Annotated in this window: 20 protein-coding genes; 13 read left to right on the forward strand and 7 right to left on the reverse strand. The window is 46.2% G+C overall.

Annotated elements, in window-relative coordinates; all coding sequences use genetic code 11:
* Nucleotides 1–15 precede the first annotated feature (15 nt).
* From V144x_RS09375 to V144x_RS09400, 6 genes are all read left to right on the forward strand, one after another.
* The gene (locus tag V144x_RS09375; RefSeq protein WP_144984690.1) at nt 16–1,413 is read left to right on the forward strand and encodes a 3' terminal RNA ribose 2'-O-methyltransferase Hen1; all 1,398 of its coding nucleotides are present in this window, start codon (nt 16–18) and stop codon (nt 1,411–1,413) included.
* Nucleotides 1,406–2,293, forward strand: coding sequence for a hypothetical protein (locus V144x_RS09380; protein ID WP_144984693.1), 888 nt, complete (start codon nt 1,406–1,408; stop codon nt 2,291–2,293). Before V144x_RS09375 ends, V144x_RS09380 begins: the two co-directional genes overlap by 8 nt.
* 80 nt (nt 2,294–2,373) lie before the next feature.
* Nucleotides 2,374–4,977 (forward strand): polynucleotide kinase-phosphatase, encoded by a 2,604-nt coding sequence (locus V144x_RS09385; protein ID WP_144984696.1) that lies wholly within the window; start codon nt 2,374–2,376, stop codon nt 4,975–4,977.
* A gap of 50 nt (nt 4,978–5,027) precedes the next feature.
* A complete protein-coding gene (locus tag V144x_RS09390) occupies nt 5,028–5,978 on the forward strand; it encodes a nucleotidyltransferase domain-containing protein (protein ID WP_144984699.1) in 951 nt (316 codons plus the stop codon).
* Nucleotides 5,975–6,724: a nucleotidyltransferase domain-containing protein gene (locus V144x_RS09395; protein ID WP_144984702.1), complete on the forward strand. Its 750-nt coding sequence runs from the start codon at nt 5,975–5,977 to the stop codon at nt 6,722–6,724. Before V144x_RS09390 ends, V144x_RS09395 begins: the two co-directional genes overlap by 4 nt.
* Before the next feature lie 43 nt (nt 6,725–6,767).
* Nucleotides 6,768–7,772: an Acg family FMN-binding oxidoreductase gene (locus V144x_RS09400; protein ID WP_144984705.1), complete on the forward strand. Its 1,005-nt coding sequence runs from the start codon at nt 6,768–6,770 to the stop codon at nt 7,770–7,772.
* Nucleotides 7,773–7,777: 5 nt separating this feature from the next.
* Here the strand turns inward: V144x_RS09400 and V144x_RS09405 are convergent, their stop codons facing one another.
* The 3 genes from V144x_RS09405 to V144x_RS09415 form a co-directional block, all read right to left on the reverse strand.
* Nucleotides 7,778–8,629 (reverse strand): maleylpyruvate isomerase N-terminal domain-containing protein, encoded by an 852-nt coding sequence (locus V144x_RS09405; protein WP_144984708.1) that lies wholly within the window; start codon nt 8,627–8,629, stop codon nt 7,778–7,780.
* Nucleotides 8,630–8,838: 209 nt separating this feature from the next.
* Nucleotides 8,839–9,168, reverse strand: a complete 330-nt coding sequence (locus V144x_RS09410) for a DMT family transporter (RefSeq protein ID WP_144984711.1) — start codon at nt 9,166–9,168, stop codon at nt 8,839–8,841.
* A 52-nt stretch (nt 9,169–9,220) separates the two neighbouring features.
* Nucleotides 9,221–10,669 (reverse strand): hypothetical protein, encoded by a 1,449-nt coding sequence (locus V144x_RS09415; protein WP_144984715.1) that lies wholly within the window; start codon nt 10,667–10,669, stop codon nt 9,221–9,223.
* 192 nt (nt 10,670–10,861) lie between these two features.
* On the opposite strand from V144x_RS09415, the gene V144x_RS09420 reads away from it, so the two are divergent.
* The 5 genes from V144x_RS09420 (at nt 10,862) to V144x_RS09440 (ending at nt 15,964) form a co-directional block, all read left to right on the forward strand.
* Nucleotides 10,862–11,455 (forward strand): TetR/AcrR family transcriptional regulator, encoded by a 594-nt coding sequence (locus V144x_RS09420; protein WP_144984717.1) that lies wholly within the window; start codon nt 10,862–10,864, stop codon nt 11,453–11,455.
* A gap of 230 nt (nt 11,456–11,685) precedes the next feature.
* Nucleotides 11,686–13,095 (forward strand): sulfatase, encoded by a 1,410-nt coding sequence (locus V144x_RS09425; RefSeq protein WP_144984720.1) that lies wholly within the window; start codon nt 11,686–11,688, stop codon nt 13,093–13,095.
* A 161-nt stretch (nt 13,096–13,256) separates the two neighbouring features.
* Nucleotides 13,257–14,063 carry a MerR family transcriptional regulator gene (locus tag V144x_RS09430; RefSeq protein WP_144984723.1) on the forward strand — a complete coding sequence of 269 codons (807 nt, stop codon included), beginning with the start codon at nt 13,257–13,259 and terminating at the stop codon, nt 14,061–14,063.
* A 231-nt stretch (nt 14,064–14,294) separates the two neighbouring features.
* On the forward strand, nt 14,295–15,053 hold the full coding sequence (locus V144x_RS09435; protein ID WP_144984726.1) for a LamG-like jellyroll fold domain-containing protein: 759 nt from the start codon (nt 14,295–14,297) through the stop codon (nt 15,051–15,053).
* A 158-nt stretch (nt 15,054–15,211) separates the two neighbouring features.
* Nucleotides 15,212–15,964, forward strand: coding sequence for a phytanoyl-CoA dioxygenase family protein (locus tag V144x_RS09440; protein ID WP_197998841.1), 753 nt, complete (start codon nt 15,212–15,214; stop codon nt 15,962–15,964).
* Between the two features lie 23 nt (nt 15,965–15,987).
* Here the strand turns inward: V144x_RS09440 and V144x_RS09445 are convergent, their stop codons facing one another.
* Together V144x_RS09445 and V144x_RS09450 are read right to left on the reverse strand one after the other, a co-directional pair.
* The gene (locus tag V144x_RS09445; RefSeq protein WP_144984732.1) at nt 15,988–18,897 is read right to left on the reverse strand and encodes a hypothetical protein; all 2,910 of its coding nucleotides are present in this window, start codon (nt 18,895–18,897) and stop codon (nt 15,988–15,990) included.
* A gap of 124 nt (nt 18,898–19,021) precedes the next feature.
* Complete coding sequence (locus tag V144x_RS09450; RefSeq protein WP_144984737.1) at nt 19,022–19,720, reverse strand: pirin family protein; 699 nt, start codon at nt 19,718–19,720, stop codon at nt 19,022–19,024.
* 271 nt (nt 19,721–19,991) lie between these two features.
* On the opposite strand from V144x_RS09450, the gene V144x_RS09455 reads away from it, so the two are divergent.
* Nucleotides 19,992–20,741, forward strand: a complete 750-nt coding sequence (locus tag V144x_RS09455) for an SAM-dependent methyltransferase (protein ID WP_144984741.1) — start codon at nt 19,992–19,994, stop codon at nt 20,739–20,741.
* 308 nt (nt 20,742–21,049) lie between these two features.
* Nucleotides 21,050–21,592 (forward strand): c-type heme family protein, encoded by a 543-nt coding sequence (locus tag V144x_RS09460; RefSeq protein WP_197998842.1) that lies wholly within the window; start codon nt 21,050–21,052, stop codon nt 21,590–21,592.
* Between the two features lie 360 nt (nt 21,593–21,952).
* Here the strand turns inward: V144x_RS09460 and V144x_RS09465 are convergent, their stop codons facing one another.
* The gene (locus V144x_RS09465; RefSeq protein WP_144984747.1) at nt 21,953–22,309 is read right to left on the reverse strand and encodes a DUF488 domain-containing protein; all 357 of its coding nucleotides are present in this window, start codon (nt 22,307–22,309) and stop codon (nt 21,953–21,955) included.
* Nucleotides 22,299–23,939 carry a sigma 54-interacting transcriptional regulator gene (locus V144x_RS28905; protein WP_144984750.1) on the reverse strand — a complete coding sequence of 547 codons (1,641 nt, stop codon included), beginning with the start codon at nt 23,937–23,939 and terminating at the stop codon, nt 22,299–22,301. Before V144x_RS28905 ends, V144x_RS09465 begins: the two co-directional genes overlap by 11 nt.
* Between the last annotated feature and the right edge of the window lie 68 nt (nt 23,940–24,007).

Here is a 24,007-nt window from a genome sequence, read left to right on the forward strand (position 1 = left end):
TCGCGGACACTGTAGATGTTATTAACCATCACTACCACTCATTCACCGGCAACGGATCTCGGATTCCTACTGCATAAGCACCCTGATCGATTCCAGAGTTTCGATCTTAGCTTCGGGAAAGCACACGTTTTTTATCCCGAAGTGAGCGAAGAACGGTGCGCGGCTTGTCTATTACTTGATATTGATCCGGTCGGGATGGTACGTCGCAAGGTGAAGGATCAACAAGTTCTACTCGATCATTACGTGAATGATCGTCCTTATGTGGCTTCTTCCTTCATGAGTGTGGCCATTTCGCAGGTCTTTGGTAGTGCATTGAATGGACGCTGTAAAGATCGTCCTGATATTGTGACAACACCTTTGCCCCTCACGGCCTGTATTGATGTCTTACCCGCGCGCGGTGGTGAGAGATTCTTACGTCAAATTTTTGAGCCACTCGGATATACAATTAAAGCTCAACAACATTCCCTAGATGAACTCTTTCCGGATTGGGGTGAGAGTTCCTACTTCTCAGTCAAAATTGAAGGTACGAAAAGACTTTCTGAGTTATTGAATCATCTTTATGTTCTCATTCCGGTGTTTGACAATCGTAAACACTACTTTGTCGGAGACGATGAACTGGAGAAATTACTTGCCAAAGGTGCGGGTTGGTTAGCGCAGCACCCTGAAAAAGAACAGATTACCCGACGTTATCTGAAGCATCAGACAAGCTTGTTTCAAACAGCACTTGCAAGACTTGTTGAAGAAGAACAAACAGCTCAGATCGAATCTCGGACTAAAGACGACCAACCAGAAGAAGTCCTGGAAAAGCCGATGAGCCTCAATGAGCAACGTCATGGAACCGTGTTGGCCACTCTGCGTTCCAGCGGTGCTCGGAGTGTGATAGATCTTGGCTGTGGAGAAGGAAAGCTGCTGCGAGAACTGCTTAAAGATCGGCAGTTCGAACAGATTATCGGCATGGATGTTTCGATCCGTGCGTTAGAAAACGCCTCGAAACGGCTCAAGCTGGAACGGCTGCCCGAACGCCAGGCGGCGCGGGTTCAACTACAGCATGGTTCGCTGATCTATCGGGATCAACGCTTAAAGGGTTTTGATGCGGCTGCGCTGGTTGAAGTGATCGAACACCTGGATCCGCCCAGACTGGCAGCATTGGAACGGGTTGTGTTTGAATTCGCCCGCCCCAAAACAGTCGTGCTGACAACGCCGAACCAGGAATTTAACGTGATGTGGGAAACGTTGCCTGCCGACCAATTCCGGCATTCCGATCATCGTTTCGAATGGACGCGACAAGAGTCTCAAGACTGGGCCAACCGGGTTGCCGCGCAGTACGGATACACGGTGCGATTTTTACCGGTTGGACAGGAAGAGAAAAATGTCGGATCGCCGACTCAGATGGGAGTATTTGAACATGTCTAGGCCAATCAGCAATCAACCATCAAAACAGCCAATTAGCTGGGAACGAGTTCGAGCGATATTCGATTACCCTGAACCTCCGCAAAAAGTCTGGCAACGACAATTTGACTATAACGATGATAAGCTTCAGGAATTAGCCCAAACACCATATGAACAAATCGATTTTTCTGACATGTGGTATTACCACCATGATCTGGCTTATGTAAAGCTTCAGCCGGAATTGTTCGCCTACCTGTTTCCGGTATGCCTCATGGATTGGCATCATACTCTTCAAAACAACAAGCCCTGTTCCCATGGCGACTCCGAATTCCACTCTGGAATTTACCAAGGTAATGTTTTCGAAAAAATGTTAACCTCAAAACAGTTGAATGAAATAACCTTCTTCTTTCGTGACAGTTTCTTGGAACGTTTGGATTCTGAACGAGAAACTCCACAACTTAAAAATGGTGTTCCAATATTTTGCTGGTTAGCTCGGTTTAATTCCCTTGGTGTCATTATTCCCAATATCGCGCCAATCTGGAATGCGTGGTGGTCTGTTGACACACCCGGACGCGCAATTACAGCGATTCAATATTGTACATCATTAATGTACTTTGAAGGAGAAAATCCGTTCTTCGCAGAGTGGGATGGTATAGGCCCATATTATCTTTGGGGTAATGATATTCTTTTCGATATTGACGGTTGGAATGAAACTAATCGACACTTTCTGTCGACGACTCTCACCGTTGATTTTGTGAACCAGAAAGTATTTGAGGCAAAGGCCCGATTGAGGGAAAACCCGATATTTGAGAAAGTCCAAAAGCTTGAGGACGATTTACCAAAGTGTCAAGAAGTGATTGCTTTACAAATAGACGAACTTCTTTCTCAACTCGAATTGAAATGACGTTTGAAGACTTCATGAATCCGACATAGAAGATGTTTCATCTCAACCAAATTCAGACTTCACTATAAATAATCAAAAACATGAATATCAAAATTCCCAACTTGTCACTTGTCGTTCTCATCGGCCCTAGTGGTTCGGGAAAAAGTACGTTTGCACAAAAACACTTTCTGCCGACCGAAGTCATTTCGTCTGATACTTGTCGTGGACTGGTCAGTGATGATGAAAACAATCAAAGTGTCACGAAAGATGCTTTTGAGGTTTTGAACTTTATTGCCGCCAAACGACTAGCTCTGGGCAAACTGACCATTGTTGACGCCACCAATGTCCAGAGAGACGCGCGAGAGCCCTGGGTTCAATTGGCGAGAAAATATCATTGCTTGCCGGTTGCAATCGTGCTGAATACACCTCAAAAAGTTTGCCAGGAACGCAATCGAAGTCGGCCTGATCGTGCTTTTGGGCCGCATGTCGTGCGGCAGCAACGATCTCAGCTTCGTCAACATTTAAAACGTCTCAAGCGTGAAGGATTTCGACATGTCTTTGTGATGGAAAGTGTTGAAGAAATCGAAGCAGCGACAGTCGAACGTGTTCCACTTTGGAACGATAAGCGTGACGAACACGGACCGTTCGATATCATCGGTGATATTCATGGATGCTGCGATGAACTTGAAGAGTTGCTCACACAATTAGGTTACGAAAAAAGTGTGAAAGAAGCAGAAGACCCACTTTGGAGAAATCATTTCTATTCACATCCGGAAGGACGTAAAGCCGTTTTTGTGGGCGATCTGGTCGATCGTGGTCCGCGCGTTGTCGATGTTGTGCGAATTGTTCGCAACATGGTTCAGCAAGGTACAGGACTCTGTGTACCCGGCAACCATGATGTGAAACTCTTACGCAAATTAAGTGGTAAGAACGTTCAAGTGAAACACGGTCTGGCTGAGACGCTGTCTGACATCGAATCGCTGCCTGACGATGTACGTGATCCGTTTTGTAAATCACTGGCGCAATTTATCGATGGTCTTGTCAGTCATTACGTGCTCGACGATGGCAAGCTGGTTGTAGCTCATGCAGGTATGAAAGAAGAGATGCAGGGGCGAGGTTCGGGTAAAGTACGTGAGTTTGCTCTGTACGGAGAAACAACTGGGGAAACAGATGAGTTTGGTTTTCCCATACGATACAATTGGGCGGCGGAATACCGAGGTTCGGCAAATGTCGTCTACGGCCACACTCCCGTTCCGGAGCCGGAGTGGCTGAATCGAACGGTCAACGTCGATACGGGTTGTGTCTTTGGCGGCAAGTTGACTGCTCTGCGATATCCTGAGAGAGAATTCATCTCGGTTGCTGCTAAGCAGACCTATTGCGAATCGTCTCGCCCATTCCTGCCCGAACACAAACAGGCATCAATGTTGTCTGCACAACAGCTGCATGATGATATTCTTGATGCAGAAGATGTGATCGGCAAGCGAATTGTTTCGACACGACTGCAAAGTAATATTACAATTCGAGAAGAGAACTCAACAGCTGCCTTGGAAGTCATGAGCCGTTTCGCTGCCAACCCAAAGTGGTTGATTTATCTACCACCAACGATGTCACCTCCGGAGACAACAGCTGAAGCGGGTTTGTTAGAGCATCCGACGGAAGCCTTTTCCTACTTTCGCAGTCAAGGAGTGCCGGAGGTGATCTGTGAAGAGAAACATATGGGATCACGGGCCGTGATTGTGATCTGTCGTGATAAAGCAACCGCTCAACAACGATTTGGCGTAACCGAAGAGGAAATCGGCATTGTCTACACACGTACGGGTAGACGCTTCTTCAACGATGCGTTACTGGAAACACAATTTCTTGAGCGATTGCGGGCCGCTATGACCGCATCAGGGTTTTGGGATGAGTTTGATACGACCTGGGCCTGCTTCGACTGCGAATTGATGCCTTGGTCAACGAAGGCACAAGCAATATTACAATCACAATATGCGGCCGTAGGTGCGGCGGGAAACGGAGCGCTACCTGAAGTCGTCTCCGTGCTCCAACAAACTTCACAACGAATGAATCATGACGATAAACAACAGATTGATGATGTGTTATCACGATTTCAAAATCGTCGAGAGTCTGTTGAACAATTTGTGACAGCATATCGGCAATACTGCTGGCCCGTTGAATCACTTAGTGACCTGAAACTGGCTCCCTTTCATTTGCTGGCAACAGAGGGTCAGGTTCATATCGACCAGAATCATCTCTGGCACATGGAAACGCTGGCAAAAGTGTGTCGCGAAGATCAGGAACTATTATTAGCAACAGAGTACAAAGTGGTTGACGTGACTGATCCAAATAGTGAGAAAGCAGGAATCCACTGGTGGACGAGCTTGACAGAGCAAGGCGGAGAAGGCATGGTTGTAAAACCCGTTGATTGGGTTGTGCGTGGAAAAAAAGGATTAATCCAACCAGCGGTAAAATGCCGTGGGAAAGAATATTTGCGAATTATCTACGGCCCCGATTACGACTCGGAGAAAAATTTGTCACGTTTACGAAACCGGAGTCTGGGTCGAAAGCGATCATTGGCACTGCGAGAGTTTGCTCTGGGTGTTGAATCGTTGGAACGTTTTGTTCGGAAAGAACCACTGCGCCGCGTCCATGAATGTGTTTTTGGTGTTCTGGCGTTAGAAAGCGAACCAGTAGATCCTCGCCTCTAAATAATGTTCTAATTTAGCCGGCTTGGTGAGTTTGAGAGGAATGAAAGAAAATGAATAAGCGAGTGCATACTCATTCTAATATGATTTATTCAGAGGGTACACAGGTTGTCACATTACGCGATGTGATCGGTCAAAACGGTCGTATTCTGCACCCGCGCGGTTCAGTGGGTGTGGTCGTTCGCGCACCGAGAGATATTGAGCACTCTTATCGGATTCGATTTCTGGATGGAGCCGAAGAAGCACTCAAGCCCTCGGAATTGACACTACTCGCCCGGTTCAAGGAAGGAGAGATCGGTGATAGTGAGATTACGACAGGTAGAAGTGATCTGTTTGAGCGCGTGATCTTCCAATGTATTATCGGCTCACGGGCCTTCGGTTTAGATGATGACCAGTCTGATACTGACTACCGAGGTGTCTATCTTCCACCGGCCGAACTGCATTGGTCTTTATACAGCGTACCGGAACAACTGGATTGCCACGAAACTCAGGAAACGTATTGGGAAATCCAAAAGTTTCTCGTATTGGCATTAAAGGCGAACCCGAATGTATTGGAATGCCTCTATACACCACTTGTAGAAAAGCTGACACCACTCGGTGAAGAACTACTTGCGATGAAGGAGATATTTCTTTCCCGTTTGGTTTACCAGACCTACAACGGTTACGTCATGTCGCAGTTTAAAAAAATGCAGACCGACATCAAAAATCAGGGGCAGGTCAAATGGAAACACGTAATGCACCTGATTCGGCTTTTAATTTCGGGGATTAAAGTGTTACGTGAAGGATTTGTTGTCGTCGATGCTGGCGAATATCGAGAACAATTACTGGCGATTAAACGCGGCGAAGTCCCCTGGAATGAGACAGAGAAATGGCGAAAGAGTCTGCATCAGGAGTTTGATGCCGCACTATCGAAAACAATACTACCGGATCGTCCGAATTACGAACAAGCAAATGAATTTCTGATTAAAGCGCGTCGCGCGGCTATTTTAGAAGAGCTACCATGAACATCGACCCTCGATTACATAAGCAAGTTGCAGAACATCCCTTTCCACTATTGTTTGCTACAATCAGCGGATCGCACCTGTATGGCTTTCCGTCAGCCGACTCTGATTATGATTTGCGTGGTGCACATATTTTATCACTTGAAAAAGTGATTGGTTTGAACATCGGAAAGGAAACGGTTGAAAAATCCGGGATTCATGATGGACTGGAAATTGATCTGGTTACGCATGATGTGAACAAGTTTTTCAATTTAATGCTCAAGAAAAATGGTTATGTTCTGGAACAGTTACTTTCTCCCTTAGTCGTTCACACGACACCTGAGCATGAAGAGTTAATGTCGATCGCTTCAGAGTGTGTGACGAAATTCCATGCTTATCACTATCTTGGTTTTGCCGCAACACAATGGAAATTATTTCAAAAGGAAGATCCACCACGTGTGAAACCACTTTTGTATGTCTACCGGGTTTTGCTGACAGGGATCCACCTGATGAAAACGGGAAATGTGGAAGCGAACCTGATTCACCTGAACGAATCAGCCAGGCTATCGTATATTCCTGAACTCATCGAACGTAAAGTAGATGGCAAGGAGAAAGAGACGCTGAATCAAGCCGACCTGGAATTTCACGAACAGGAATATGATCGGCTGGTAGGTGAGCTTGAACGTTCAATGGAGCAAAGTGAATTACCAGAGAAAACTCAAGCGACTGAAGCATTAAATGACTTGCTGATACGAATTCGTTTACGATAAAATTATGAGACTCTCATAATTTATCGTGAACGGAGGAGTGTCAATGCCTTTGGAAGAACGATTTTCCTGCTGGAAGGTTGTTGAAGAGGACTATCCCGCCGAAGCATCACTTACAGAACGTCTGCGTTTCCTCATTCGCTATGCGATTTTGGCTCCGTCCAGTCATAACACCGAACCATGGTTGTATCGAATTCACGACGATCAAATTGATCTGTTCTATGATGAATCGCGTTGGCTCAAAGTTGCCGATAGTGATCAAAGGGAACTACATATCAGCGTAGGATGTGCGCTGGAAAACCTGCTCATCGCCGCAGAGCACTTTGGTCTGGAGCATCAAGTCTCTTTTTTACCAGGGAATGATGAGCCCTCACTTTGCGCTAATGTAACGTTCAGGGAGCAGGAAAAACGTGCTCCGTATCGACCCGACGAATTATTTTCCATGATTCCTGTTCGGCATACCAATCATGGTCAATGCGAAGACCGTGAAATTCCCGGTGATCTTCTACAGCAACTTCAGGATACCTGCGTCGAAGATTCTCTCATGCTGCATCTGACAGCCGACGATGAGATAAAGCAAAAAGTGGACGAGTTGGTGGTGAGGGGAGACGCGATTGAATTCTCTGATCCGGCGTTTCGAGAAGAACTCGCACAGTGGGTGGGGCAAGGCGTTTTTGGAACGGGTTGGTTGATGTCAAAAATTGCAAAGCTCGCTGTCTGCTATATTGATATGGGAAACACGCAAGCAAAGAAAGATTCGGAAGTTCTGATGAGTTCACCGATCCTGGGACTGATTAGCTCAAAGACGGATGATCGAATGTCGCAGCTTCAGGTAGGACAAGTCTACGAGCGACTTTCTCTGCTGGCCGCTTTGCATGGCATCTGGTGTCAACCGATGAGTCAAATCGTCCAAGTACCTGAGCTGAAGAGCGAACTGGCAACTCTGATTCCCCAGCAAGGACTGACGCCTCAGCATCCGTTTCGTATAGGTTACGCTCCCGCAGAAAAACATCACACCCCCCGCAGACCTTTCAAAGAGGTGCTCGTGTAAAACACTCACGCCATTACCGAAACCATGTCGAGGACATGACTACCGAGTTCAACATCACCTTCGATTTGAATATCGGGGAATCGTGAGAGCGCTGTTTTGCGGTCGAGACGTTTTGTGAACAGTTTCCAGGCAGAGTCCTGACTGATTATGAATCGCGCGGTCGGGGTTCCGGTTTCTTTAGAAACTTGAACCCATTCTCCAGCTTGTCGAAGCAAAAACCAATGTCCTCCTGCGTTTCCAGTGATTTCAACTTTCAACAGAGATGCATCTGGTTTGTTGATCGTTCGAAATGTGAATGGCAGCGCCCGCATGAAGATATCAAGGCAGGGGTGGAACAGTCTTCGCTCGATGATCGTACAGGAATGACCGGTTGCATCGAAGATTTGTTGAGTGTGATGCCACTTTTCCGTATAGTCTCGTGCCACGTCCATCCAGTTAAGAGACTCACTTTCACCGGCCCATGCTACAGGAAAAATCGCTGGTCCGAAGGGATCGAGTGATTCAAAGAGATCAGCCAGTTGTGCATCAGCCCATTCGATGAGGCTTACTAACACTTGTGGGCTCAGGCGGCGGGTCCCTGTTTCCCACTCGGTATTCAAGCGATTGAGAAAGTCAAGGAGTGATTCATCCGGCTGGGGTTCGCTGAAACCATCGGGAGACATGTAACCATCCCTTTGCACCGAGAGGCGTCGCAAACTCCCATCAAGCAAATGTGTGGCGATGTCCTTCACGTTGCGCTGGGAACTGCTGGTTGGTTGATGCCATTCCTCTGCGTTCAGACTTTGTAATAAAGCGACGAGTTTTCCACTGATTTCTCGGAACAGGGGAGCGACAAGGATGGGAGAAGAATCAGACATTTTGTAAGGAACCCTATTGTATTTCGTCAAATGAATCCGACAAATGTCGGCCATGTTTCAGTGATCTATATCATGATCTTTTAGCATAATTCGATCCCGTTTCTTTTCAGACACGAATAGAGTTCACAGGTTCTCGAAACGAAAATATTCTGTCTGGCAATGTCTATCCTAATGGAAATAAGTGGAATATCTGACTTGCCGGTGCTGTTTCAATGAGAGATGCCGCTCATGTTCAATCCGACAATACCCAAAATAACGAGAATCAATGAAACAATTTTCAAGGCGTTGACTTCATCACCAAAACAGATTACTCCAATGATCGCCAGCAGGCTTACACCCACGCCCGACCAAATCGCATAAACGGTACCGAGGGGAAAGGACCTCATTGCCTGTCCGAGTAGTGCAAAACAGAGCACATAAAATACGACCACTCCTACTGAGTATTTCGTAGTGTGCGGTGAGTCGCCAGACGCGAGTTTCAAAAACGTCGTTCCGATTACCTCGCACGTAATGGACGACAACAGCCACAGCCATTTCATATTTTGTTCCTCCCCTTTCTCTGTCATTCCATTGATTCTAAACCAGCGGCAATCAGTTCCTGACGTTCAGGTTTTTAATGACAACCTTGGTATGGGATTTCGGTTTCACCACAACTTGAGTCCTGGAATGGGTGATATCACCCGGCGAGGGATATCCGTCAGCGTCCATATCTGCGATGACTGTCAGGAAATACTTGCCTGGATGAAGGTAAGTGAATGTGAAATGATTTTCCTTACTACTAATCTCCGGGAATGCCAGCAAGCCGTCCAGAAGGTCTTCACGGATATAACCAAACTGGGTAATGAATTTTCCTTGCTTATCAGTGAGTGCTCGATTTGACAGATAGAGGTGTAGTTTCTTGCCTTTGGTCAATTCCGTTCTGTGGATCTCTACCGAGAGTTGTGAGAGGTGGGGCATCTGGTCAATTCGATAGGGGTCTTTGGCAATTTTTCCCAGTTCAATCAAGCTCTTTCCTTTTTCCTCCCAGATATAACTGGCAGATGTTTGGGGGACATCTTCACCCCAGTTGGGTTTCGGTAATCCTTTTGACAGGTCAAAGTCGATTACATTCTTGGGAAAGCCGACTGTTTTTGCTGCCTGGGCTGCCAATTCAGGATGCATGCGTTTTGCTTGAAAGCTCATGTGCAATTTGGGGGGAGTGATGAGACCGAATCGACTGGTATAAGAATTGAATTCGATCTGGTTTCCAAAGAATGTGAGCTCCATCCACATGATATCATTGCCGCCATAAGCATCGACAAGACGGTAGTAGCTGCCGTTTCGGCCGTATTCGACTTTGTCCAGCACAAAATAACTGGTTCTGTAGATACCATTCAGTATTCCCCCGTTTCGTGCCATGATCGTTCGTTTGCCATTAAAATTGGTCACGAAGAACGAGGTAAATAAGTTCCCGAGCGTTCCCGCTTCAAAGATTCCATGGACGTGTGAGGGGGCGATGGCGCGATAATCGAAGGCAAACCAGTCAAAATCTTGCCCCATCAGTTTCATTGATCCGACCCAGTGTCCCTGCATGTTCTTGAGAAGATCGAAGCCTTTCTCATTGATATCAACGGGGGTGATTTTCGGAGGCGTAAATTTTCCATAGTCTGGCTGTGCCTTGCCTCTATTGTTCTTGCCTTGATTCACATAGCCATTGTCAGCCCATATCTGAAACAGGCGTCGCATATATTTTGGCAAGAGTCCACTTTGCGGCATCGGATCTTGGGCATCGTTAATACGTTTCAGGAGCTCACCTTTCTCGACATGTTTGCGTACATCTTCGTAACTGGTCAGAACGAATTCTCCCTCCGGGTCATCGCCGGCATGACAGGTTGCGCAAAAGTTATTCACAATGGGACGAATCTCATTTGTGTATGAGATTTCATCTTTGATCGAATCGCTGGTGGATTGTGCCGTGCTGACATTGGCGATGCACATGGGAAGAATCAGCGCGATCGGTGTGGTCCAGCAGCTTGTATGAGATCGTTGTGGCTGTTTCATAAGTCTGATTACTCCTGAATTGTAGTACCTGATAAAGGTGAACATTCAACAGAAGTGGGAATAACAGCATCATCTTGCGAACAGACAAGATTCGATTTTGATGTCTGTTATATATTGTCACTATTGACAATATATTCCCTGTATGGTAAATTGTCAATAGTGACAATCTAAAAAAAGGAGAATCGACTTACTATGGGAAGACCTGACCTGACGGAAGAGAGAACAGCTCAGATACTTGATGCTTTTGAGCTTTGTGTAGCCCGGTATGGGCTGGAGGGAAGTTCATTGGAAAGGGTTGCAGAGGAGGCGAACGTAAAACGGAGTATTCTACGTCATTATGTGGGAAACAGGGATGATCTGATTATTGCCCTGGCCGAACGCGTAGTTGCCAAGTATCGGCAGTATACTCTGGGATTACTGGGAGCACTTCCCGAACGAGGTCGGATCACGAAGTTGATCGAATTTTTCTTTCCCGACCAGCCAGTCGAAACGGCCGATTCGGTGCTTGTGGTGGAGGCACTCATTTCTGCCGCGGATCAATACCCGCGGATTCAAGAATTAATGACCGAGTACATCGACGAACTGGTGGGAATTACGGCTGGGCAATTGCGGCAAGAGTTTCCTGATGCAACGCGTCAGCAGAGTTGGTCAGTTGCTTATGGAGTCGTCTGTATCTGCTTCAACCAGGAATCACTCATCTCGCTCCGTTTACCCAAAAAATTCCTGGAAGCGGCACGCTTTAGTGCGCGCAGATTAATTGTGTCTTTGGGAGAGCGCTCTCGATGAGGAATAAAATTACTTCATCTGGCGACAGAGAATTTCCTACTCACAGCTCGATTTTCTTCAAAACGATGATCAATCTCATAGGAAGCCATACTGGTAGCAGTTACAATGATTTTTAAGAAATCGTGTACTGCACTTTCAATACTATTGTGATCAGACTGATCACAGCAGTTTGGCACTCCATCGTCTTAATACTTTGTTTTGTAATTGGCTCCACGAGATTGGTGTATTCCATGAAACGGCTCACACTTTTGTTGTGTTGTATTTTTTCTGCAACTATCGCTCAGGCGGCTGATCAGCCCAATATCATTATCCTATTGGCCGATGATCTCGGTTACGGTGAGTTAGGCTGTCAGGGGAATCCGCAGATTCCCACCCCCCACATTGATTCTATCGCCAATGAGGGAATTCGATTTACGCAGGCGTATGTCACGGCACCGAATTGCAGTCCCTCTCGTGCCGGAATGCTGACGGGTAAGATTCCCACCCGTTTTGGGTATGAATTCAATCCGATCGGTGCTCGCAACGAAGATCCCGGAACCGGTCTGCCTTCAAAGGAGCAGACCATCGCAGAACTTCTGCACGATCAAGGCTATACTACGGGTTTGATTGGGAAGTGGCATCTGGGAGGCGCGGCGGACTACCATCCGTTTCGTCATGGCTTTGATGAATTCTTTGGTTTCGTTCATGAGGGACATTATTTCGTTCCGCCTCCTTATGAAGGTGTCACGACGATGTTGCGTCGTAAGACCATCCCCGGCGGAGGCAAGGGACGCTGGATCGGTCATAATCTAATCTACTCAACGCATATGGGGCATAATGAACCTGACTACGATGCCAATAACCCCATCATTCGTGGTGGGCAACCTGTCGTTGAAAGGGAGTACTTGACCGATGCTTTCACGCGCGAAGCCGTCAGTTTCATTGATCGACACCGCGACAAACCCTTTTTTCTCTATCTCGCATACAATGCCGTTCACAGTCCTTTGCAAGGGAAGCTGAAAGACATGCAGCGTTTCCAGCATCTTGAAGACATTCATCGGCGGATCTTTGCCGCCATGCTGGCGTCGATGGATGATAGCGTTGGCAAAATTCTCAAACAGGTACAGGAAGCCCAACTCGATCAAAAGACACTCGTTGTTTTTCTCAGTGACAATGGCGGCCCGACACGCGAACTCACTTCCAGTAATCTCCCACTCCGCGGCGGTAAAGGGACGATGTACGAAGGGGGATTGCGGGTTCCGTTTATGATGCGCTGGACTGGCACATTAAAGCCACGTCAGACGTTTCAGCGTCCTGTCAGCAGCATGGATCTCTTCAGTACTTCTGCAGTGCTTGCGGGAGCGAGTCTGCCCCAGGGGATCGATGGACGCGATTTAATGCCGTATCTCCGAGGTGAGAAGACAGGGGCACCTCATGAAGAGTTTTTCTGGCGGCAGGGGAATCTAACCGCATTGAGATCTGGTGATTGGAAGCTCGTCAACATACAGGGCAAAAGAAAAAAAGCTTCTTGGGAACTCTACAATATTGCCAATGATCTGGCTGAGGAGCAAAACCTTGCCGCCCAGCATCCGGAAAAGCTTGATGCGTTGAAAGCGCGTTGGCAGGAAATGAACGGGCAAATGCAGCCGTCCCTCTTTTAAGTGCAAACTGAATATCACATTTTGGCTCTGTTTCCTTAGAATATGGAGCCAAAATCACTCTTTCAATTTCTTTTGCTTTTATGGTTGACTCTCCCCTTACTGGAGGCCGTATATTACCGTCAACTTGGTTTGCCACTGAAAATTCCAGATAGAAAGCCACTATGTTTAGCATTGGAGAGTTCTCGAAGATTACCGGTCTGACAGTGAAAACACTACGTTTTTACCATGAACAGGGAATCCTGGAACCATCGTATGTTGATGAGCAAACAGGCTATCGTTATTACGCAGAGAGTAAAATTGAAACTGCCCGTGTCATCACGCAACTACGTAAACTTGATTTCACACTGGCTGATATTTCTGGGATTTTAGGCAATTATGAAGACGAAGCTGATATTCTTGACTACCTCAAGCAGCAGAAGCAGAGAATATCAGAAAAAATGCGGGAATACCGGGCCATCAGCGGTTTTCTTGATCAAATCATAATCAAAGAAAGGGAGGCAAGAGAGGCTATGAATAACGCAACATACGAAGTTGAGGAAAAATCAGTTGATTCCATTCTCATCGCTGGAATTCGGATGCGCGGCAAATACAGCGATTGTGCGTCAGGTTTCGGAACGCTTGGCAGAAAATTCAATCGGCATATTTGCGGCGAACCCTTCCTGTTGCATTATGATACTGAGTTTAAAGAAGATGACGCAGATTTTGAGGCCTGCATGCCCATTCGGAAAGGTGCCAGGACAGATGCCATCTCTGTCAGAGAACTAACGGGCGGTCGCTGTGTCTCGCTACTTCATAAAGGCCCGTATGATGATCTGGGCGATTCGTATGGCAAAATCCTGCGATACGTGAAGGAAAAAGGATATGAAATTGAAGTTCCTACGCGTGAAATTTACCTCAAGGGGCCAGGTATGATTCTCAAAGGTAATCCAAAACAATATTTGACGGAAATTCAGATGCTCATCAAGTAGTAGTCATGACGTAGGCAGCGGACTAGTTACATTTCGTCTCTCAGCAAGTATTGACACCGAGTAACAGGTTAGTCTGAGCAGAGTTCTTCTTTTGGAAATCGATCCTTGGGCTTGTAAACAAACCTGAATATTTTAGACTAAATGTAATGATCTATGGCCGATGAGATCAGACCAAACAGTGAAAAAATACAATCTCCCCATGTGGGACTCGGTTCCAAAAAGGTTTAAATCATGTCATTCAGAATCTGCTGTTTTTGGGCACTCTTGTTTGTTTGCTGTCAGACACAACTAACCAGTTTATGTGCTGTTGAGCCCGATAAAGCAGATGAAGAGATCATGCGCCATGGATTAAAATTCGATGGAAAAAATAGTTATGTCTCAGTTCCTCATATTCAGTTTGAAGACCATAATGCTATTACAGTTGAGGCTTGGGTCAAAGACTGGTCAGGGAGAGTTTTTTGTCAAGGAAAACAAGGTGATCCAGAAAATAGTATCTGGATATCGATTCGTGCGAAGGGGCACTCCGCTGGTTGGGAGAGCGATAACGGGACGAATTATTCGGTTCCGGTTGAGCCGAATTCAAGCGAGGGCTGGGACCATATAGCGCTGGTCTACGTTGGGCTGGAACAAATAATCTATCTTAATGGAAAACAAATCCATAAAATGACGGCCCCCAAGCCTGGACCATTTGATCGGAATAGAAAGATGATCATCGGCGCTCAGGAGAAGTGGGAACCAAACCAACCAAAACCAGCTGCCCTGTTTGGCAAGGGTGTCATGCGGTTATTCCGTATTTCCAATGTCTCTCGCTATACCACAGAATTTGATCCGGCTGAAACATTCAAGCCAGACGACGACACCGTTGTGTTGTTCAACTTCGTTCCTTCGAGTGACAAAACAAAACTCATCGACGCTTCAAAGCATCAGCAACATGGAACCATCCATGACGCAAAGTGGGTGATCTTAAAAAATTCGCTATCTGATGAATAGTGTTAAATTTGTCAAAGTCTGATCCCAAAAGTGAATTTGAATTTTTGAGCAAGCGAGAGCAGAATATGTTGGAATATTCAGAGAATTTCGATTACCATTTTCCGCGTTGTGAAATTGGTAATGGATCTCTAAAACACCAAATTGTCTGAGGAATGATGATGGCTTTTGAAACCGAAAAACAAAGTTATGACCAGCATGGTTTCGCAGTAGTGCGACAGTTTCTTTCCGAATCTGAACTCACTGAGCTGACTGGAAATCTGGATCGTTATATCAGTGATGTGGTTCCTCAGCTTCCCGATGCCGATGCATTCTATGTCGATCGCAGTCGTCTCGAGACACTCAAACAAATGCAGCATATGGGAGGCGATTCGTTCTTTAGCAATTATACAAAACATCAAAAATGGTGTGAGTTGGCGGAAGCCCTTGTCGGGGAACCCGCAAGCTGCGAACAGCCGGAGTGGTTTAATAAACCACCCAATACGAACCATGTCACGCCACCGCACCAGGATAATTACTATTTTTGTCTTGTACCGTCGAATGTTGTGACCATCTGGTTGGCACTGGACGAAGTCGACGCGGAGAACGGCTGTCTGCGGTACGTCAAAGGTTCGCATCTGCACGGATATCGTAAGCATGCCAAGTCGAAGATTCTCGGATTTTCACAGGGAATTGTTGACTATTCTCCCGATGACTTCTCAAACGAAGCGGTCACGCGCCTGCAACCGGGGGATGCGATTGCCCATCACGGAATGACCATTCACCGTGCCGATGCGAATATGTCTGAAACACGACATCGTCGTTCGTTTGCCATGGTTTTCAAAGGAGTTTCCTGTCAGCGTGATGAGGTCGCGTATGCACGGTATCTGGCAATGGCACAGGAACAGCACCAGGCTGAAGGCTTGAATGTTTGATAGATCTGAAACAATACTTGGAGTCAGTTCTGATCTAAGTCAACAGATGAAGCAGTTATCTTGCAGTCTGGTAGCGCTCTCTGAAGTTGAGCCACACCAGCAGAAGTGACTCGTGTGTTGGTGAGAATCAGTTCATACGGATCTATAGGATCAATAAGTCCTTCCAGATGGACCAATCCCGCATCGCTAACACTGGTGCCAGAAAGATTAAGCCAATTCAGTCTCAGCTCTCCTTTTAGATTTGAGAGGCCTAAATCACTCACTTCTGTGTCTTTTAGATTCAGCCTCCATAGCTTCGGATGATTTTTTAGATGGAGCAGTCCCGCGTCAGTGATCATAGTGTCTGTGAGATCAAGTTGTTCTAGCTCCGTGAGGCCTTTTAAATGAAGGAGCCCCACATCGCTCACTTGTGTGCCATTTAGATCAAGTAAGTACATATCTTTAATCTCTGCCAGTTGGACCAAACCGGCGTCGCTGATTTGTGTCCCTTTGAGATCAATTAATCTCAGATTCGAAAATCCTTTCAAAGTAGTCATGCCAGCGTCAGTAACTTTAGTCCCAGCGAGTCCCAGTGATACCAGTTTTGGAATTCTTTTGAGATGAGCAAGACCTGCATCACCCACTTCCGTTTCATTTAAATCAAGCGATTCCAGACTTGCAAATTCTTTTAGATTGATCAGTCCTCTTTCCTTGATCCTGGTTCCGGAGAGATCAATCCAGCTCAGATACGCAAGATCTTTCAGGTGAATCAAACCTGAACCGTTGACATTAGTCTTTGCGAGACGAAGCTTCCACAGACTGGTAAGCTCTTTCAGGTGAATCAACCCCAGGTCGCTGACCTGCGTGTCGGAGAGGTCAAGTTGGCTTAGAGGGTTTCTCTCTTTCACAGGCAGGGTTTCAGAATCGCTTTCCTGTAAACCAAAAAAATGGTAGCTCGGAGACTTTATCTCTTTCAGGTGGGCCAATCCTGCATCGCTGACTTGTGTATTTGAAAGATCAAGCTCGTTCAGACTCGAAAGTGCTTTCGTATAAGAGAGAGTTGTATCTGTTACCGGAGAGCCGGAGAGATTAATCGTGACCAGGCTCGTTAAATCGTTCAAATGAGAGAAACCTGTTCCTGTGACTTGTGTGTCTTTCAGAATCAGCTCCCACAGATTCGCAAGCCCTTTCAGTTTGATCAGTCCCGCATCACTTACTTTTGTGCCTCTGAGGTCAAGCATTTCAAGCTCAGTTAACTCTTTCAGGTTTTCCAGTCCCGCATCACTTATTTTTGCACCTGCTAAGGAGAGTTTCTTCAGACTCTTTAATTCTTTCAGATAAACTAATCCGGCATCACTGATGTTACTGAAGTCAGGCTCAAATTGTGTGAGATTTGTCAGACCTTTTAGATAATGGAGTCCTCGATCACTGACTTTAACCCCAGAAAGACCAAGTTGCTGCAGACTAGAGAGATCTTTCAGATGGAATAAACCCGCTTCGGTGACTTGAGTGTTATTTAAATGAAGGTATTCCAATTTCGTGAGACCATTCAAGTGAATCAATCCGTCATCACCAATTTGATTTCCGTCGAGTCCGAGGGCGATGAGTTTTGTAAGTCCTTTGAGGTGGCTCAATCCGTCATCACCAATTTGATTTCCGTCGAGTCCGAGGTAGTTGAGTTTTGTAAGTCCTTTGAGGTGGATCAGACCGTCATCACCAATTTGATTTCCATCGAGTTCAAGGGAGATGAGTTTTGTAAGCCCTTTGAGGTGGATCAGACCGTCATCACTGACTATTGTACCTGAAAGTTCAAGCCTCTGCAGATTGATCAGGTTTTTGAGATGAACCAGTCCCGTAGAACTGACTTGTGTTCTAGAAAGACTAAGCCACTCCAAGTTTGTAAGGAGTTCTAGATGAATCAGTCCTACGTCACTGACTTGTGTGCCATCGAGTTCAAGCCGCTTCAGATTCGTCAGACCTTTTAGATGAATTAATCCGGTATCGCTAACTTTTGTACCTGAAAGTCCAAGTCTCTGCAGATTGACCAGATCTTTCAGATGGAATAGTCCGATGTCGCTGAGTGGAGTTTCATAGAATCTGAGGCTGCTTAAATTGACCAGTTTTTTAAGGTGAATCAAGCCAGTCCCGCTGATCTGGCCATGACTGAGATCAAGTTCATCCAGATTGACCAAATTTTTCAGGTGGATCAATCCACCGTCACTGACTTCACTTAAATCAAAATCAAGTGATTCAAGCTTCGTCATGTTTCTCAAGTGCTTCAGACCGGCATCACTGATTTTGAATTCGGATTGACCAAGGTCGAGTTTCTTTAAGTTTGTGAGGTCTTCGAGATGAACCAGTCCTGAATTTGTGATTTTTGTATCATACAACTCTAGCTGATTCAGATTTGTAAGATCTTTCAGATAGATCAGTCCCGTGTCACTGACTATTGTTTTTGAAAGATAAAGCGATTCCAGATTTGAAAGTCCTTTGATGTGTGAAAGACCTTCATCATTTAACGTTGAAGCATTCAATACGAGTACTTTCAGATTAACTAATCCTCTAAGGTGGACGAATGTTGAATTATTAAATTCGCAACCAGAGAGTTCGAGAATTTCCAGACCCGTTAATCTATTGAAAACCGCGAGATCCGAGTCACTGAGTGATTCATACTCACACCATAAGCCTGTTACTGTTTCAAAGGCTCGATATCGCTCTTCCCCCAAAGTGTCGTAAAGCCAGTTGCACCAGCTCAGAGGAAGGCTTTGCAGAATAAATCCAGGTTGAGTATCATAATTGACTTCAAGAGCATCCAATTTCTGAATCGACCGGCCATTTTGTATGATAGGTACAATGATGCCGACGCACAAAATGAGCACCATCAGCACACCTGCTCTCCAGATCCACCGGAACCAGGCAAACCATCTTTGGTTGTTTGCTGTTTGTTCTGCCATTACTTCTCTTAGGTTGCGCACAGGTAATGTATGAGAGCAAACTTCCTTGTTGGGAACGCGTAGAATGTAGCTCAATCATAAAAGTAAAGTATCTGATATTCAAATATAAAACTTGAAAGTTGGCTTACGCCAGATCAAACAGCATGATCTTAGCATCTTTGGTCGCTTGAATTGTGAGTGTACTTTCTTCACTCACGGCGGCACCGTCGCTTGTTTCCAGATGCTCACCGTTGAGTAAGACAGTGCCGCGTAAAACCTGTAACCAGGCATGGCGGCCTTGCTCCAGTTCGTGAATCACTTTTGCTTGCGCATCAATTTTTGAGAGGAAAATCCGTGCATCCTGATGAATGTGTAATGATCCATTCTCAGCTTCTGGTGATGCGACGAGTCGTAATTGATTAAGCATCTCTTCATCTGGAAATCGTTTCTGTTCGTAGCTGGGGTCGATGCCCTTACTCTCTGGTAGGAGCCAGATTTGATACAGGTGCACGGGATCAGTTTCAGACGGATTGAATTCACTATGCGTGATACCGGTGCCGGCAGACATTCGCTGGAATTCGCCCGCATGCAATACCTCGCCGTTTCCCATAGAATCCTTATGTTCTAATGCCCCTTCCAGCACGTAAGTTACAATTTCCATATCATGATGCGGGTGAGTTCCAAAACCTTGCCCTTGCTGCACCCAGTCTTCATTCATGACGCGGAGCGAACGAAATCCCATATGCTCTGGATCTCGATAAGTCGAAAACGAAAACGTATGAAACGTCTTGAGCCAGCCATGATTGGCGTGGCCTCTCTCCGTGGCTTTGCGAACTTTGATCATCGTAGGTTCCTTTTTTGAGTTCACTCTGGAACAAATTAGAGTCATCATTTCCAGGGATGTAGTTATATTATATATAAATAGTTTATATGTCAATTAATTTATTTGTTAGTAACTCTATAAGGGATTCTTAATCCTTTGTTGGACTGCGGTGTTCTAACAAATATTACGAACTTAAAACTCGCAGAACTGTCAGAGAAATATGCCATAGTTATTCACAACATGAGCTAACGTATGACACTCGAATTTGTCCCGCTATCACAGGAACGATTCAATGATCGAACTACTTTGGAACGACCCCATCAGCGAAAATAAAATGGGGAAGTACATCAATTCTTTGGAACTCGAACCCCACCAAAGAGTACTCGATGTAGGCTGCGGGGCAGGTGAGATCTTGATTCGGCTTGCCGAACGTTATCAGATCACGGGAGTTGGGATCGACACATCGTCGGATCATATCGCAGAGGCAAACAAACGTGCCAAAGGGCGAGTTACCCCATCAAGTCTTACATTTACTATATCTGACGCACAAACATTTCAAGTTGCACCGGAGTCATTTGATCTCGTGATCTGTATGGGAGCCTCACACGCTTTCAGACTGGGAAAAGATGCTTATCAAAACGCGCTTTCTCAGATGCTTCCCATGGTCGTCCCCGGAGGCTTTCTATTGATTGCTGAAGGATACATGAGGCAACCAGCTTCGCCGGAGTATCGAAAATTTTTGGGGGACAGTACTCCTGACGAGATGACTCATGCCGCAAATGTTGCCGCGGGCAAGATGCTGGGATTGATTCCGTTTGCGGCCTGGACCAGTAGTAAAGAAGAATGGGATGATTTCGAATGGACCTATCAACGGTTCATCGAACGAAAAGCCCTTGCAGATCCGGAAAATCCCGGTGTTGTCCAAAAGCGGAACCAGAGACGCGAGTGGATGGACGCTTATCTCGAGTGGGGCCGAGATACACTCGGTTATGGCGTTTATCTGTTTAAAACTTGCAATGAACTGGAATCGGTTCAATCATGAAACTTCAGCTACGCCCTGCTGCTTTGTGAATCATGATCACGATTGTGCCCCCTTCTTAAGTTCTTATGCCTAATAGATTTGTATTCTCTGTTCTGGTTGTGAAAATATATTTAGTTCTAAGTGATAACATTCTATTCCAACGTGGTAGTTTCTCCTGCAATTAAGCTTTAAAAATTTTTTTAAGTCTCCTTATTGGATATTGACATCTATTTTAAGGATATATTATAGTCTTTTCAAAATTGGATATTGTTGTCTAATTTATTTGTATGGAATTGAGACCCGTACTATCTTCTGAAAGGAAAAAATCGATGTTAAAAGTTGGAATAGCGCTTAGCACTGTAGTGATTCTTTCTGTAGTGGCAACCAGTGTTTTTGTTTCGGCAGAGGCACCAAAGGATAAAAAACAAGCCGGTCCACCAAAGGCGGCTGTTGAGCGAACTCGAAAGCAAGTAAAGATGCTCGATGACATTTATAAAACAGCCGTAGTATTGATTACTGACAAATATGTGAATGATGAAGACGATTTTCCAGCCGGGAGTGCAGCCATTGCTCTCTTCGGTGCGGTCGAGAAAAAGGGTTGGCATAAAGCCCGTTTGATCGATTTGACGGGAGAGCCTTACGAATCAGACAACGTGGCTCAGGACGATTTCGAAAAACAAGGGGCGAAGCAGTTAAAAGGGGGTAAGGGCTATGTTGAACAAATTGTTGATAAAGACGGTAAGCCTTATCTTCGCGCGATGACACCCGTACCCGTTGTTTTGAAAAAGTGTGTGATGTGCCATCCACATTATGCAGACGTCAAAGAGGGCGCTCCGATTGGTGCGGTGGTTTACACTTTGCCCATTGAGTAATTGTTTTCACGATCACACTGAAAATTAATTTTCTTATGATAAGTGCTTGCCCGTCGTGAACAAACTCTGGATTGCTTTTGCCTGTGTCATTGGGGTTTCATTTTGATTCTGAAGTGAATCGGAACTCACATCTGTCAGGCAATGCCGTCGGTTCCAGAGAGAGTGATCACAACTCGCAGTCAAGTCGTGATCACTCCCGGCAAAATTTCCGCACTTCAGAATGTCTGGCAATCGCTCGGGGGAGAATGGATGTCGGTTCGGTCTAGGGGCACGGTGGTTACGTTGCCCTGGATTGGACAGCTTCATCGTGAAGCAGTTGTTAAAATGTGTGCGAGGAATGCGATACAAGGATCAGACATTCTAATTTAGATTGATCAAAAATTGCTGTAAGACAACGGCATGGCTCTGTTCCGGATCTTTGACGGAAGTAATCAGTGTTATGGTAGGCTGAGTAATCGATGCCATGGTTTGTTGGATGTCAGTTTGCCGCTCTTCCAGTTCATACTGGTATTTGGCAACAAATTCGTCGTATCGGTCGGAATTGGCATGAAACCATTTCCGTAATTCAGTAGAAGGCGTAAAATCTTTTGGCCACAGGTCAATTTTTGCCTTAGCTTTTGTGATGCCACGGGGCCAGAGGCGATCGATGAGAATGCGGTAACCATCGTTGTCGTCTGGTTCATCGTAAATGCGTTTGATTTGGAATTCAGTTGCCATTTGATCGCTCCACAGTGATTCCGAGTTTTTCCATCCGGCTTCGCAGTGTATTCGGATTGAGCCCCAGGATCTTGGCAGCACCTTTGGGGCCGGCAATCGTCCCTTGTGTGTGATTCAGAACGGTTTGAATATGGTTGCGTTCGATTTCTTCGAGCGGCAGAAGTTGGGTAGAACGTTGTTCTTTCTTTCGACGTACCGGGATCACGCCCGCAGGCAGTAATAGCGTATCGCCGGGTGTCAGAATCATGGCGCGTTCGATGATATTCTCCAGCTCTCGAATATTGCCCGGCCATGCGTAATCGCGGAGCATGGAGAAGACCGATTTCGGGACCTGATCAATTTTCTTACCCAGCCGCGATCCCAGTTTCGTCAGGAAAAATCGTACCAGCGTGGGAATGTCTTCCAATCGCTCACGAAGCGGGGGGATGGGAACAGGGAAGACATTCAGTCGGTAGTAGAGGTCTTCTCGAAACGTTCCCTCTTCAACCATATCCAGCAAGTTGCGATTGGTGGCCGCTAGGACTCTGACATCAATCCGAATCGTCTGACTGCTTCCTACGCGTTCAAGTTCCTGTTCTTGCAGCACGCGCAACAAACGTGACTGTGCGGGTAAAGGCATCTCGCCAATTTCGTCCAGAAAGATCGTGCCCCCATCGGCGAGTTCGAAACGACCCGTGCGTTGTTGAGTGGCACCCGTGAACGCACCATGTTCGTGTCCAAAGAGTTCGCTTTCCAGAAGGGATTCCGGGAGTGCCGCACAGTTCACACGAACGAAGGAGCCATTATGCCGTTTACTGTTTTTATGAATTGCTCTGGCAACAAGTTCCTTACCAGTACCGGTCTCGCCTAGAATCAAGACCGTACTGTCGGTGGGAGCCACCATGTCGATGTTGCGTAACACTTTCCAGATCCCATCACTCTCACCTACGATTTCAGCAAATTCGGATCGAGAGCGAAGCTCCTCTCGAAGGTACGCGACTTCCGCTTCAATCCGCTGTCGCTCGTCGCGCAGGCGATGTTCTCGACGCAGGCTGTCATCCAGCTGTTGTTCTGCTTGACGTCGAATCAGTTCTGCAGTTGCCCGAGCAGCAAAGATATGAAAGATTGAGAGTTCCCGCTCGTCCGCTTCCATGGAATGATCATCGATCACAGCCAGATGCCCTACCACCACGCCTGCATCATCCGTTAAAGGAATGGCAAGGTAGCTGCGTGCGTTTAAGCTTTTCAGAAGATTGTTTTTGGGAAATAACTCGCGAATATTATCGGAGAAGTGCTGAATTCCTCCCGAGAGCACATGTTGGCAGGGAGTCCCTTCCAGTTCAAATACGAAGTTTTCTTCGAGCTGCCCTCCGACCCAGACGGCCAACGTATGGACTGCTGTGCGTTCCGCATTGAACTCAGCGACGAAAGCTGCTTTGACGTTCAGCGAAACTGCCAGGTATTGAACCAGAGATTCAAAAAAATGCTCACCTCGTTCTGATGCGGTTCCCTGCACGATGGAGAGGAGAGTGCCATCAACGGCGGGTTCACTGGTGTGGGCAGACTCTGCTTCTGCATTCTGTTTCAACGGACTCTCCTGACTGAGATTACGAGACATGGAATCACGGTATTTCGTATTTGAGTACGACATATCATACCTTTTCTATTTGTGATGGCAAGTTCGAATGTTTGCAAGTTGTTTTATATCAATGGCTTGTT

Source organism: Gimesia aquarii (assembly GCF_007748195.1).
Classification (GTDB): domain Bacteria; phylum Planctomycetota; class Planctomycetia; order Planctomycetales; family Planctomycetaceae; genus Gimesia; species Gimesia aquarii.

Excerpts from the sequence above, each read along its gene's own strand:
- V144x_RS09375 (WP_144984690.1), top strand. The coding sequence starts at position 16 with ATGTTATTAACCATCACTACCACTCATTCACCGGCAACGGATCTCGGA.
- V144x_RS09380 (WP_144984693.1), top strand. The coding sequence starts at position 1,406 with ATGTCTAGGCCAATCAGCAATCAACCATCAAAACAGCCAATTAGCTGG.
- V144x_RS09385 (WP_144984696.1), top strand. The coding sequence starts at position 2,374 with ATGAATATCAAAATTCCCAACTTGTCACTTGTCGTTCTCATCGGCCCT.
- V144x_RS09390 (WP_144984699.1), top strand. The coding sequence starts at position 5,028 with ATGAATAAGCGAGTGCATACTCATTCTAATATGATTTATTCAGAGGGT.
- V144x_RS09395 (WP_144984702.1), top strand. The coding sequence starts at position 5,975 with ATGAACATCGACCCTCGATTACATAAGCAAGTTGCAGAACATCCCTTT.
- V144x_RS09400 (WP_144984705.1), top strand. The coding sequence starts at position 6,768 with ATGCCTTTGGAAGAACGATTTTCCTGCTGGAAGGTTGTTGAAGAGGAC.
- V144x_RS09405 (WP_144984708.1), bottom strand. The coding sequence starts at position 8,629 with ATGTCTGATTCTTCTCCCATCCTTGTCGCTCCCCTGTTCCGAGAAATC.
- V144x_RS09410 (WP_144984711.1), bottom strand. The coding sequence starts at position 9,168 with ATGAAATGGCTGTGGCTGTTGTCGTCCATTACGTGCGAGGTAATCGGA.
- V144x_RS09415 (WP_144984715.1), bottom strand. The coding sequence starts at position 10,669 with ATGAAACAGCCACAACGATCTCATACAAGCTGCTGGACCACACCGATC.
- V144x_RS09420 (WP_144984717.1), top strand. The coding sequence starts at position 10,862 with ATGGGAAGACCTGACCTGACGGAAGAGAGAACAGCTCAGATACTTGAT.
- V144x_RS09425 (WP_144984720.1), top strand. The coding sequence starts at position 11,686 with ATGAAACGGCTCACACTTTTGTTGTGTTGTATTTTTTCTGCAACTATC.
- V144x_RS09430 (WP_144984723.1), top strand. The coding sequence starts at position 13,257 with ATGTTTAGCATTGGAGAGTTCTCGAAGATTACCGGTCTGACAGTGAAA.
- V144x_RS09435 (WP_144984726.1), top strand. The coding sequence starts at position 14,295 with ATGTCATTCAGAATCTGCTGTTTTTGGGCACTCTTGTTTGTTTGCTGT.
- V144x_RS09440 (WP_197998841.1), top strand. The coding sequence starts at position 15,212 with ATGGCTTTTGAAACCGAAAAACAAAGTTATGACCAGCATGGTTTCGCA.
- V144x_RS09445 (WP_144984732.1), bottom strand. The coding sequence starts at position 18,897 with ATGGCAGAACAAACAGCAAACAACCAAAGATGGTTTGCCTGGTTCCGG.
- V144x_RS09450 (WP_144984737.1), bottom strand. The coding sequence starts at position 19,720 with ATGATCAAAGTTCGCAAAGCCACGGAGAGAGGCCACGCCAATCATGGC.
- V144x_RS09455 (WP_144984741.1), top strand. The coding sequence starts at position 19,992 with ATGATCGAACTACTTTGGAACGACCCCATCAGCGAAAATAAAATGGGG.
- V144x_RS09460 (WP_197998842.1), top strand. The coding sequence starts at position 21,050 with ATGTTAAAAGTTGGAATAGCGCTTAGCACTGTAGTGATTCTTTCTGTA.
- V144x_RS09465 (WP_144984747.1), bottom strand. The coding sequence starts at position 22,309 with ATGGCAACTGAATTCCAAATCAAACGCATTTACGATGAACCAGACGAC.
- V144x_RS28905 (WP_144984750.1), bottom strand. The coding sequence starts at position 23,939 with ATGTCGTACTCAAATACGAAATACCGTGATTCCATGTCTCGTAATCTC.